Consider the following 11,742-nt stretch of genomic DNA (forward strand, 5'->3'; position numbering starts at 1 on the left):
TGTTGGGCGGGGGGTGGAGTTGGGGCGGCTTTTGGGGGCGCGTGGGCCGGGCGGCGCGCCGCCTCGGCCGGGAGGGGCCGTCAGGAGCGGGCGATCGTCTCGTGGTGGCGGATCACCTCGGCGATGATGAAGTTGAGGAACTTCTCCGCGAAGGCGGGGTCGAGTTTGGCGTTCTCGGCGAGTTCGCGCAGGCGGCCGATCTGGCGGGCTTCGCGGGCGGGGTCGGCTGGCGGGAGCTTGTGCTGGGCCTTGAGGTGACCGACCTGCTGGGTGCATTTGAAGCGCTCGGCGAGCATGTGGATCACGGCCGCGTCGATGTTGTCGATGCTGTCGCGGAGCCGGCCGAGCTCCGCGCGTACCGCCTCGTCGACGTCGACGGTGGTGTCCTTGGCGGTGCCCGTAGCGGTGTCGCTGTCACTGTTCGTCATGGGCCCCGACCCTATGTCGCGGTGCTGCCGGGGCGCGGCGCGGGGGCCGGTGCCCGGTGGCGCGCCGCACGGCGTGTCGTTTCTCGCGGCCGGCCCGAGGGCGGAGCCCGTCAGTGCGTGGAGCGGCGGCGGACGAGGCGCAGCGCTCCGTACGCGCCGGTGCCCGCGACGAGTACGGCGGCGCCCGCGAGGAGCGGACCGGGGATGTCGTGGTGGTCGCGGACGTCCTGGCCGATGTCGACGGCCTGCTTGAGGGGGTTGGTGAAGGCCATGGCCTGGCTCTTCCCGTCGCGTTCGGCGGCGTGGGCGCTGCCTGCCGGGACGGCCACGACTCCGACGGCGACGGTGGCCGTGGCGAAGGCGGTGGCGAGGAGGATGCGGGCCTTGGTGGGCACGGGCGGTCCTTTTCTGTGTGCGTCTCGGGGCGCGGTCGCCGGTCGGCGGCGCCATGAGATGCACGTTACGGAGTCAGGACGTGCCCGCACCACGGCCGTACGGCCACTGTTGCCTACGCCCGAAGGATGACGGCGGCCCCGTCCGCGTCATACGAAAGTCGATCGGACGGGCCGTCGGTACGGGCCCGTCGGTACGGGCCCGTCCGCGCGCTGCCGGCCGTCAGCCGCCGAGGCCCTTGGCCGCCTTCTTTATGTTGGCGGCGAAGGCGCTCACTTCGCTGTAGACGCCGGGGTAGCCGGGTTCGGCGCAGCCCTGGCCCCAGCTGACGATGCCGACCTGTATCCAGCCGCCGGCCGCGTCCTTGCGGAACATCGGGCCGCCGGAGTCGCCCTGGCAGGTGTCGACGCCGCCCTTGTCGATGTATCCGGCGCAGATCTCGTCGCCCGGGGTGAGCTGGTTGCCGTACGCCTTCTTGCAGACGGCGTCGGAGACGAAGGGGACCTTGGCCTTGAGGAGGTAGCGCTGCTGCTGGCCGCCTTCCCGGTCGGCGCCCCAGCCGGCGATGGTGAATTCGCCGGAGTTGTTCGCGTCGGTCTCGGCGATCTTCAGGGTGGGCTGGTTGAGGGGCTTGGCGAGTTTGACCAGTGCCCAGTCCTTGCCCTTGCCGTTGTAGCCGGGGGCCTGGAGGACGTCGGTGGACTTCACCGATACGGCCTTGGAGCCCTTGAGGTCGACGTCGCCGGCGGTGGCGGTGATGGAGGTGTCGCGGCCGCTGCCGTCCACGCAGTGGGCGGCGGTCAGGACGATCTGCTGGGTGTAGAGGGCGCCGCCGCAGCCCATGGACAGCCGGACCATCCAGGGGAATTCGCCCTGCTGGGCGCGGGTGCCGCCGACGACGCCGGGGCTGGGGTCGGCCGATTCGGCCGTGGCCTGGGCGCTGCCGGGCTGGAGGCTGAAGGCGGCGAGGGCGACGGCGGCGACGGCGAGGGTTCTCTTGAGGGGCTTCAGGTGACGGGTCATTGGACTTCCTTCCGTGGGGGGCGCAACGCTTCGGCAGGCGCTGGGAAAGCCGCCTTGACAGGCGCTTTGGGAGCCGCCTTGGCAGGCGCTTCATCCGGCGCCTTGGCAGGCACTCCGGTCGACTCTTTGGCAGGATCATGACAACGACAAGCCCGTGAAACGTTTTGTGATTATGTGGACGGGGTGAACGGTGTGACAAGGGTGGCTTTCCGGCCACCTCCACCGCCGCGTCCGGGCTGTCAGTGCACGCCCGTAGAGTTGGGGCAACGTCTCGGAGCCGACGTCGCCGACGTCTCGGGGCGGGCCGACCGAGCAGCACGGGGGTGATCGCATGGCAGTGCCGGGGAGCGATGTCGAACACGGCTTTCCGCATCTGGAGACGGTCCGCAGCGCGATCACCGCGCTCTACAAACGGCTCTCCTACGACACGGTGCACACCTTCGGGCTGAGCATGCTCCCCGTCGACGTCGCCTTCGACGACGACGAGGACCTGCACCTAGGGGTGCAGCGCGTCGCCCGCGCGATGGTGCAGCATCTGCACCTCCCCGACGCCCGGATGATCGTCAGCTTCCGCGAGATGCAGCACGCGGCCAACGTCGAGCTGGCGGCCGGGCCCGAGTACTTCATCGAGCTGAACGACCGCTTCAAGAACCACCGCCGCGACATCGGCGCCGCCCTCGCACACGAGGTGATGCACGTCTATCTGCACCGCCTCGACCTCGCCTTCCCGGGCACGCGGGACAACGAGATCCTCACCGACACCGCGGCCGCCTATCTCGGGGCGGGGTGGCTGCTGCTGGACGCGTACCGGGAGGACTCCCTCTCCAGCCAGAAGCTCGGCTACCTCACCCCCGAGGAGTACGGCTACGTCCTCGCCAAGCGGGCGCTCGCCTTCGACGAGGACCCGGCGCCGTGGTTCACCAGCCCGCAGGCGTACGAGGCGTACGTGAAGGGGCAGACCCGCGCGCGGCGCGACGAGCAGCGGCCGCCGCTGGCCGCCGCCGGGCGGCTCGCCCGCCACCGGTACGCGAGGGACCGCCGCCAGGTGGAGGCGGACCCGTCGTCCGCCGCGTCCGCTCTTCCCAACGGCGGCTACACCTTCGAGGGCCGCGCTCCGCTGCGCGTCGTCTTCCCCTGCCCGACCTGCCACCAGCGGATCAGAGTGCCGGTGCAGGGCAGGCTGCGGGCGCGGTGCGGGCTGTGCCGTACGGTCCTGGACTGCGACACGTAGCCCTCGCTGGCCCCGCCGGGTGCTCCCCTACTCCCCCGGCCGGCCCTGGAACGCCGACAACGCGCCGGCCGCGCAACGCTCCGTTAGCAGCCATCCGAGTCCGGGCAGAACTGAACCAAATAAAGCCGAACCGAACCGGACCCGTCAGAACGTAGAAACGCGGCGCCTGCCTCCGGTCGGGGAGAAGCAGGCGCCGCTGTGGCCCGTACGGCGCTGTACGGACGACTATGGGGCCGCGAGGGCCCGTCGCTCAGACCGTCAGCGAGCGGTCCGTGGGCTTGATGGGGGCCGGCAGCGCACTGTCCCCCGCGAGGAAGCGGTCCACGCCGCGGGCGGCCGAGCGGCCCTCGGCGATGGCCCAGACGATGAGCGACTGGCCGCGGCCCGCGTCGCCCGCCACGTACACGCCCGGCACGTTGGTGGCGTACTCGCCGTCGCATGCGATGTTGCCGCGGGCGTCGAGCTCCAGGCCGAACTGGCGGACCAGGCCGTTCTCCTGGTCGGTGCCGGTGAAGCCCATGGCCAGCGTCACGAGCTGGGCGGGGATCTTCCGCTCCGTGCCCGGCTTCTGTTCGAGCTTGCCGTCCTTGAACTCGACCTCGGCGAGGTGCAGGAACTGCACGTTGCCGTCCTCGTCGCCCTCGAAGTGGGTGGTGGAGACGGAGTAGACCCGCTCGCCGCCCTCCTCGTGGGCCGAGGTGACCTTGTAGAGCATGGGGAAGGTCGGCCACGGCTGGTTGGCGGGCCGTTCCTCGCCCGGCCGGGGCATGATCTCCAGCTGGGTGACGGAGGCGGCGCCCTGACGGTGGGCGGTGCCGACGCAGTCCGCGCCGGTGTCGCCACCGCCGATGACGATGACGTGCTTGCCCTCGGCGGTGATCGGGGCGACCGTCAGGTCGCCCTCCTGCACCTTGTTGGCGAGCGGCAGGTACTCCATCGCCTGGTGGATGCCGTTCAGTTCGCGGCCCGGCACCGGCAGGTCGCGGGCGGTGGTGGCGCCGGCGGCGATCACGACGGCGTCGTAGCGCTTGCGCAGCTTGGCGGCGTCGACGTCCCGGCCGATCTCCACCTCCGTACGGAACTTGGTGCCCTCCGCGCGCATCTGCTCGATGCGGCGGTTGATGTGGCGCTTCTCCATCTTGAACTCGGGGATGCCGTAGCGCAGGAGTCCGCCGATGCGGTCGGCGCGCTCGTACACGGCGACGGTGTGCCCGGCGCGGGTCAGCTGCTGGGCGGCGGCGAGCCCGGCCGGGCCGGAGCCGATGACGGCGACGGTCTTGCCGGAGAGCCGCTCGGGGGGCTGCGGGGTGACGTCGCCGCTGTCCCACGCCTTGTCGATGATGGTGACTTCGACGTTCTTGATGGTGACGGCGGGCTGGTTGATGGCCAGCACGCACGCGGATTCGCACGGGGCGGGGCACAGCCGGCCGGTGAACTCGGGGAAGTTGTTGGTCGCGTGCAGCCGCTCGCTGGCGGCGGACCAGTCCTCGCGGTAGGCGTAGTCGTTCCACTCGGGGATGAGGTTTCCGAGCGGACAGCCCTGGTGGCAGAAGGGGATGCCGCAGTCCATGCAGCGCCCGGCCTGCTTGCTGATGATCGGCAGCAGCGAGCCGGGGACGTAGACCTCGTTCCAGTCCTTGACGCGCTCGCCGACGGGGCGGGTCTGGGCGACCTCGCGGCCGGTGGTCAGGAAGCCCTTGGGGTCAGCCATTGGTCGCCGCCTCCATCATCTTCTCGTGGATCTCGGACTCGGAGAGCCCCGCTCGCTCGGCGGCGTCCTTGGCGGCGAGCACTGCCTGGTAGGTGGCCGGTACGACCTTGCTGAACCGGGCGGCGGCGGCCGGCCAGTCGGCGAGGAGGGTCGCGGCGACGGTGGAGCCGGTCTCCTCCTGGTGGCGGCGCACGACGTCGTGCAGCCACTGCCGGTCGTCGGCGGTCAGCGTCGTGACGGCGGAGCCCAGCTCCTTGTTGACGTTGTGGGGGTCGAGGTCGATGACGTACGCGGTGCCGCCGGACATGCCGGCCGCGAAGTTGCGTCCGGTCTCGCCGAGGATGACGGCGGCGCCGCCGGTCATGTACTCGCAGCCGTGGTCGCCGACGCCTTCGGAGACGACGGTGGCGCCGGAGTTGCGGACGCAGAACCGTTCGCCGGTCCGGCCGCGCAGGAAGAGTTCGCCGCCGGTCGCCCCGTACGCGATGGTGTTGCCGGCGATGGTCGAGTACTCGGCGAGGTGGTCGGCGCCGCGGTCGGGCCGGACGACGACGCGGCCGCCGGAGAGGCCCTTGCCGACGTAGTCGTTGGCGTCGCCCTCCAGGCGCAGGGTGATGCCGCGCGGCAGGAACGCGCCGAAGGACTGGCCGGCGGAGCCGGTGAAGGTGATGTCTATGGTGTCGTCCGGCAGACCCGCGCCGCCGAACTTCTTCGTCACCTCGTGGCCGAGCATGGTGCCGACGGTGCGGTTGATGTTCCGGATGGCGACCTGGGCGCGTACGGGCTGGGCGTCGGCCGGTGAGGACGCGGCGAGCGCGTCGGCGGCGAGCTTGATCAGTTCGTTGTCGAGGGCCTTGGCGAGGCCATGGTCCTGGGCGGCGATGTGGTGGCGGACGGCGCCGCTGGGCAGGTCGGGAACGTGCAGCAGCGGGGCGAGGTCCAGCCCTTGGGCCTTCCAGTGGTCGACGGCCCGTTCGGTGTCGAGGAGTTCGGCGTGGCCGACGGCCTCCTCGATGGTGCGGAAGCCGAGTTCGGCGAGGAGTTCGCGGACTTCCTCGGCGATGAACTCGAAGAAGTTGACGACGTATTCGGCCTTGCCGGCGAAGCGTTCGCGGAGCACCGGGTTCTGGGTGGCGATACCGACGGGGCAGGTGTCGAGGTGGCAGACGCGCATCATGACGCAGCCGGAGACGACCAGCGGCGCGGTCGCGAAGCCGAACTCCTCGGCGCCGAGGAGGGCGGCGATCAGGACGTCGCGGCCGGTCTTGAGCTGGCCGTCGGTCTGTACGACGATGCGGTCCCGCAGGCCGTTGAGCAGCAGGGTCTGCTGGGTCTCGGCGAGGCCGAGCTCCCAGGGGCCGCCGGCGTGCTTGAGGGAGGTCAGCGGGGACGCGCCCGTGCCGCCGTCGTGGCCGGAGATGAGGACGACGTCGGCGTGGGCCTTGGAGACGCCCGCGGCGACCGTTCCGACGCCGACCTCGGAGACCAGCTTCACGTGGATGCGGGCCGCGGGGTTGGCGTTCTTGAGGTCGTGGATGAGCTGGGCGAGGTCCTCGATGGAGTAGATGTCGTGGTGCGGGGGCGGGGAGATGAGCCCGACGCCCGGCGTGGAGTGCCGGGTCTTGGCGACCCACGGGTAGACCTTGTGGCCGGGCAGTTGGCCGCCCTCGCCGGGCTTGGCGCCCTGGGCCATCTTGATCTGGATGTCGTCGGCGTTGACCAGGTATTCGGAGGTGACGCCGAAGCGGCCGGAGGCGACCTGCTTGATGGCGGAGCGGCGCGCGGGGTCGTAGAGGCGGTCCGCGTCCTCGCCGCCCTCGCCGGTGTTGGACTTGCCGCCGAGCTGGTTCATGGCGATGGCGAGGGTCTGGTGCGCCTCGCCGGAGATGGAGCCGTACGACATGGCGCCGGTGGAGAAGCGCTTGACGATGTCGCTGACGGGCTCGACCTCCTCCAGCGGCACGGGGGTGCGGCCGGTGCTCTTGAGGGTGAACAGGCCGCGGAGCGTCATGAGCCGCTCGGACTGTTCGTTCACGCGCTCCGTGTACTGCTTGAAGATGTCGTAGCGGCGGGAGCGGGTGGAGTGCTGGAGGCGGAAGACGGTGTCGGGGTCGAAGAGGTGCGGTTCCCCTTCGCGGCGCCACTGGTATTCGCCGCCGATGTCGAGGCGGCGGTGGGTGGCGGCGATGCCGGTGGCGGGGTACGCCTTGGCGTGCCGGGCGGCGACCTCCCGGGCGATGACGTCGAGGCCGGCGCCGCCGATCTTGGTGGCGGTGCCGTGGAAGTAGGCGTCGACGAAGGCTTCTTCGAGGCCGACGGCCTCGAAGACCTGGGCGCCGCGGTAGGAGGCGACGGTGGAGATGCCCATCTTGGACATGACCTTCAGGACGCCCTTGCCGAGCGCCTTGATGAGGTTGCGGATGGCGTCCTCGGCCTCGACGCCGGGCAGGAAGGTGCCGGCTCGTACGAGGTCCTCGACGGACTCCATCGCGAGGTAGGGGTTGACGGCCGCGGCGCCGTAGCCGATGAGCAGCGCGACGTGGTGCACCTCGCGGACGTCGCCGGCCTCGACGAGCAGGCCGACCTGGGTGCGCTGCTTGGTGCCGATGAGGTGGTGGTGGACGGCGGCGGTGAGCAGCAGCGAGGGGATCGGGGCGTGCTCGGCGTCGGAGTGCCGGTCGGAGAGGACGATCAGGCGTGCGCCGTCCTCGATGGCGGCGTCGGCCTCGGCGCAGATCTCGGCGATCCGGGCGGCGAGGGCGTCGCCGCCGCCGCTGACGCGGTAGAGGCCGGAGAGGGTGGCGGCCTTGAGGCCGGGCATGTCGCCGTCGGCGTTGATGTGGATGAGCTTGGCGAGCTCGTCGTTGTCGATCACCGGGAAGGGCAGGGTGACGCTGCGACAGGAGGCGGCGGAGGGGGTGAGGAGGTTGCCCTGGGGGCCGAGGGAGGAGATCAGCGAGGTGACGAGCTCCTCGCGGATGGCGTCCAGCGGCGGGTTGGTGACCTGCGCGAAGAGCTGGGTGAAGTAGTCGAAGAGGAGGCGCGGCCGGTCGGAGAGGGCGGCGATGGGCGAGTCGGTACCCATGGAGCCGATCGGCTCGGCGGCGGCCTTGGCCATGGGCGCGAGGATGACCCGCAGCTCTTCCTCGGTGTAGCCGAAGGTCTGCTGGCGGCGGGTGACCGAGGCGTGGGTGTGCACGATGTGCTCGCGCTCGGGCAGGTCGGCGAGGTCGATGAGGCCGGCGTCCAGCCATTCCCCGTAGGGGTGTTCGGCGGCGAGGCCGGCCTTGATCTCGTCGTCCTCGATGATGCGGTGCTGCTCGGTGTCGACGAGGAACATCCGGCCGGGCTGGAGGCGGCCCTTGCGGACGACCTTGGACGGGTCGATGTCGAGGACGCCGACTTCGGAGGAGAGGACGACGAGGCCGTCGTCGGTGACCCAGTACCGGCCGGGGCGCAGGCCGTTGCGGTCGAGGACGGCGCCGACGAGGGCGCCGTCGGTGAAGGTGACGCAGGCGGGGCCGTCCCAGGGCTCCATCATCGTGGAGTGGTACTGGTAGAAGGCGCGGCGGGCCGGGTCCATGGAGGCGTGGTTCTCCCAGGCCTCGGGGATCATCATCAGCACGCTGTGCGGGAGGGACCGGCCGCCGAGGTGGAGGAGTTCCAGCACCTCGTCGAAGGTGGCGGAGTCGGAGGCGTCGGGGGTGCAGACCGGAAACAGCCGCTCCCGGTCGGCCGCGCCGAGCAGGTCGCCGGCGAGCTGGGATTCGCGGGCGCGCATCCAGTTGCGGTTGCCCTGGACGGTGTTGATCTCGCCGTTGTGCGCGACGAAGCGGTACGGGTGGGCGAGCGGCCAGGACGGGAAGGTGTTGGTCGAGAACCGCGAGTGGACCAGCGCGATGGCGGTGGCGAGGCGGCGGTCGGAGAGGTCCGGGAAGAACGGCTCCAGCTGTCCGGTGGTGAGCATGCCCTTGTAGACGAGGGTGCGGGCGGACAGCGAGGGGAAGTAGACGCCCGCCTCGCGCTCGGCGCGCTTGCGCAGCGCGAAGGCCTTGCGGTCGAGGGCGAGGCCGGTGAGCTCCTGGCCGCCGTCGCGGGCGGTGACGAAGAGCTGGGAGAAGGCGGGCATGGTGGCGCGGGCGCCGCTGCCGAGGAGCTGGGGGGCGACGGGGACGACGCGCCAGCCGAGGACGTCGAGGCCCTCTTCGGCGGCGATGGTCTCGATGCGCGAGACGGCGGCGACCGCTTCCTCGGCGTCGGCCGGGAGGAAGGCGATGCCCACGGCGTACGAGCCGGCCTCGGGGAGGGGGAAGGCGACGGATTCGCGCAGGAACGCGTCGGGGACCTGGAGCAGGATGCCCGCGCCGTCGCCGGAGTCGGGCTCGGAGCCGGTGGCGCCGCGGTGTTCGAGGTTCCGCAGGACGGTGAGGGCCTGCTCGACGAGCGCGTGGCTCGCCTCGCCGGTGAGGGTCGCGACAAAGCCCACGCCGCAGGCGTCGTGCTCATTGCGCGGGTCGTACAAACCCTGCTGGGCGGGGTGGGATGCGGATCGCATCGGCTCTCCCGTCGTCGTCATGGCATCTGAGGGTGCCGAGGGACGACTTTGGCCCTCTGCGAAGAATTTCGTGCAGGTTACATGATGGCCTGCTTCTCGAACAGCGGATGCCTGATTCCAGGATGTGGACTTCAGACGTAAAGTGCGAGTCGGGGCGAATGTGGATTGATCGCCCGCCGGTGGGACAACGTGCAGCGGGCGACGTTGCCCGCGACGCTGGGGGCTTATGCCCGGCCGCCCGAACCCTGAAACCGCACGGTAACTCGCTCACTATGCGGCCGGCCGCATAAACCGTCAACCCACGGCGGTACCGAAAAGGATGCCGAGCAGGTACGTCACGCCCGCCGCGGCCCCGCCCAGGCCCAGCTGCCGCAGCCCGCTGAACCACCACGACCGCGCCGTCACCCGCGCCACCACCGCACCGCAGCCGAAGAGCCCGATCAGCGCGAGCAGCACGGCGGGCCACAGCGAGGTCGCGCCCAGCAGATAGGGCAGTACGGGCAGCAGCGCGCCCAGCGCGAAGGAGCCGAAGGAGGAGACCGCGGCGACCATCGGGGAGGGCAGGTCGGAGGGGTCGATGCCCAGCTCCTCGCGGGCGTGGATCTCCAGGGCCTGCTCCGGGTCCTTCGACAACTGCTCCGCGACCTTGCGGGCCAAGGCCGCTTCGACGCCCCGCGACGCGTACAACGCGGCCAGTTCGTCGATCTCGTCCTCGGGGTGCTTGCGCAGCTCGCGCCGCTCCACGTCCAGTTCGGCCTGGACCAGCTCGCGCTGCGAGGCCACGGAGGTGTACTCGCCCGCGGCCATCGAGAACGCACCGGCCGCGAGCCCCGCGAGCCCGGTGATCACAATGGTCTGCGAGGAGGCGGAGCCGCCCGCGACACCGGTCATCAGGGCGATGTTGGAGACCAGCCCGTCCATGGCGCCGAAAACCGCCGGCCGCAGCCAGCCGCCGTTCACATCGCGGTGGGTGTGGTTGTCGCGGTGGGCGACGTGCGGGGCCTCGGCCGTATCCAGGACAGACATTGCTGCGCGTACTCCTCACACCGGGGGCGAGGACCCGGTGGCCCACCCCGAACGGATTCAAAAGTACGCACGAATCACGGTGATCCGCTAGCAAGGAAGGCCGAACTTACCTCTCTGACCTGCACAAACGCGAGAGGGCTCGGGAAATTGACCCGGTACGCGCCGAGGCCGCCGGACCCGGTGGGTGCGGCGGCCTCGGTGGCGACGGAGGGTGATCCGTCAGGGCTTCTCGGAGGGCTCTTCGGCCTTGGTGGTGCCCTTCTCCGCTTCGGCGGGAGCTTCGGTGGAGACCTTGGCAGGGGCTTCAGCGGGGGCCTTGGCAGGGGCTTCGGCCTCCGCAGGAACCTCGGCCTTCTTCTCCCCTGTCGCCCCGGACTTCGCTTCCGGCTTCGCCTCGGACTTCGTTACGGACACGGCGGCCTCGTCGCCGCTGCCGGCGTCCCCGTCAACCGCCTCCGTACCACCCGCGCCCGGCTCGATGACGGACTCCCGGCCGGGCCTGCGCTTTGCGGAGACGACCATGAACGCCACGGCGGCGAGGAAGAGGACGATCGACGTCCAGCCGTTCAGCCGCAGCCCGAGGACGTGGTGGGCGTCGTCGACCCGCAGGTACTCGGTCCAGAACCGGCCCACCGTGTACGCGGCGACGTACAGCGCGAAGGCCCGCCCGTGCCCGAGCTTGAAGCGCCGGTCGGCCCAGATGACCAGCAGCGCGACGCCGATGCACCACAGCGACTCGTACAGGAACGTCGGGTGGTACGTACCGGCGACCCGGCCGATCGACGGGTCGGCGTCGATCTTCAGCGCCCAGGGCAGATCGGTCTTGCGCCCGTACAGCTCCTGGTTGAACCAGTTGCCCCAGCGGCCGATGGCCTGTGCGATGGCGAGGCCGGGCGCGAGCGTGTCGGCCCAGGCCGGGAACGGGACGCCGCGCCGGCGGCAGCCGATCCACGCGCCGAGCGCACCGAGCGCCACCGCGCCCCAGATGCCGAGCCCGCCCTCCCAGATCTTGAACGCGTCCACCCAGTTCCGACCCGCGCCGAAGTACAGCTCGTAGTCGGTGATCACGTGGTAGAGCCGCCCGCCGACGAGCCCGAAGGGCACCGCCCACACGGCGATGTCGGCGACGGTCCCCGACGTGCCGCCCCGGGCGACCCAGCGCCTGTTGCCGAGCCAGACGGCGACGAAGACGCCGATGATGATGCAGAACGCGTAGCCGCGCAGCGGAACCGGGCCGAGGTGAATCACGCCGGTCGACGGGCTGGGAATGTAAGCGAGGTCCATGACAGGGACGACGCTACCGTGCCGAACCAGAAGCACGGCAACCCACCCGGCGCAACAGCTGCGTAACGGGGCCCCGTGCACAGCGATCAGC

General features: G+C 70.9%; 8 protein-coding genes. 1 reads left to right on the top strand and 7 read right to left on the bottom strand.

The window, feature by feature from the left end:
- Positions 1-80: 80 nt before the first annotated feature.
- The 3 genes from AB0I22_RS24875 to AB0I22_RS24885 form a co-directional block, all read right to left on the bottom strand.
- The gene (locus AB0I22_RS24875; RefSeq protein ID WP_363133097.1) at positions 81-428 is read right to left on the bottom strand and encodes a chorismate mutase; all 348 of its coding nucleotides are present in this window, start codon (positions 426-428) and stop codon (positions 81-83) included.
- Between the two features lie 110 nt (positions 429-538).
- Positions 539-823, bottom strand: coding sequence for a hypothetical protein (locus AB0I22_RS24880; RefSeq protein ID WP_363133098.1), 285 nt, complete (start codon positions 821-823; stop codon positions 539-541).
- A gap of 220 nt (positions 824-1,043) precedes the next feature.
- Positions 1,044-1,844: a serine protease gene (locus tag AB0I22_RS24885; protein WP_363133099.1), complete on the bottom strand. Its 801-nt coding sequence runs from the start codon at positions 1,842-1,844 to the stop codon at positions 1,044-1,046.
- Positions 1,845-2,175: 331 nt separating this feature from the next.
- On the opposite strand from AB0I22_RS24885, the gene AB0I22_RS24890 reads away from it, so the two are divergent.
- A complete protein-coding gene (locus AB0I22_RS24890; RefSeq protein WP_363133100.1) occupies positions 2,176-3,075 on the top strand; it encodes a hypothetical protein in 900 nt (299 codons plus the stop codon).
- Between the two features lie 250 nt (positions 3,076-3,325).
- On the opposite strand, the gene AB0I22_RS24895 is transcribed toward AB0I22_RS24890, so the two are convergent.
- The 4 genes from AB0I22_RS24895 to lgt all read right to left on the bottom strand — a co-directional run bounded on the left by AB0I22_RS24895 (position 3,326) and on the right by lgt (position 11,651).
- Positions 3,326-4,786 (bottom strand): glutamate synthase subunit beta, encoded by a 1,461-nt coding sequence (locus tag AB0I22_RS24895; RefSeq protein ID WP_363133101.1) that lies wholly within the window; start codon positions 4,784-4,786, stop codon positions 3,326-3,328.
- A complete protein-coding gene (gltB, locus tag AB0I22_RS24900) occupies positions 4,779-9,341 on the bottom strand; it encodes a glutamate synthase large subunit (RefSeq protein WP_363133102.1) in 4,563 nt (1,520 codons plus the stop codon). Before gltB ends, AB0I22_RS24895 begins: the two co-directional genes overlap by 8 nt.
- Before the next feature lie 294 nt (positions 9,342-9,635).
- Entirely contained in the window at positions 9,636-10,367 is a 732-nt protein-coding gene (locus AB0I22_RS24905) for a VIT1/CCC1 transporter family protein (RefSeq protein WP_363133103.1), read from the bottom strand.
- A gap of 219 nt (positions 10,368-10,586) precedes the next feature.
- Entirely contained in the window at positions 10,587-11,651 is a 1,065-nt protein-coding gene (gene lgt, locus AB0I22_RS24910; RefSeq protein ID WP_363133104.1) for a prolipoprotein diacylglyceryl transferase, read from the bottom strand.
- Positions 11,652-11,742: the final 91 nt, after the last annotated feature.

Origin of the sequence: Streptomyces sp. NPDC050610 (genome assembly GCF_040654875.1) — a bacterium.
Classification (GTDB): domain Bacteria; phylum Actinomycetota; class Actinomycetes; order Streptomycetales; family Streptomycetaceae; genus Streptomyces.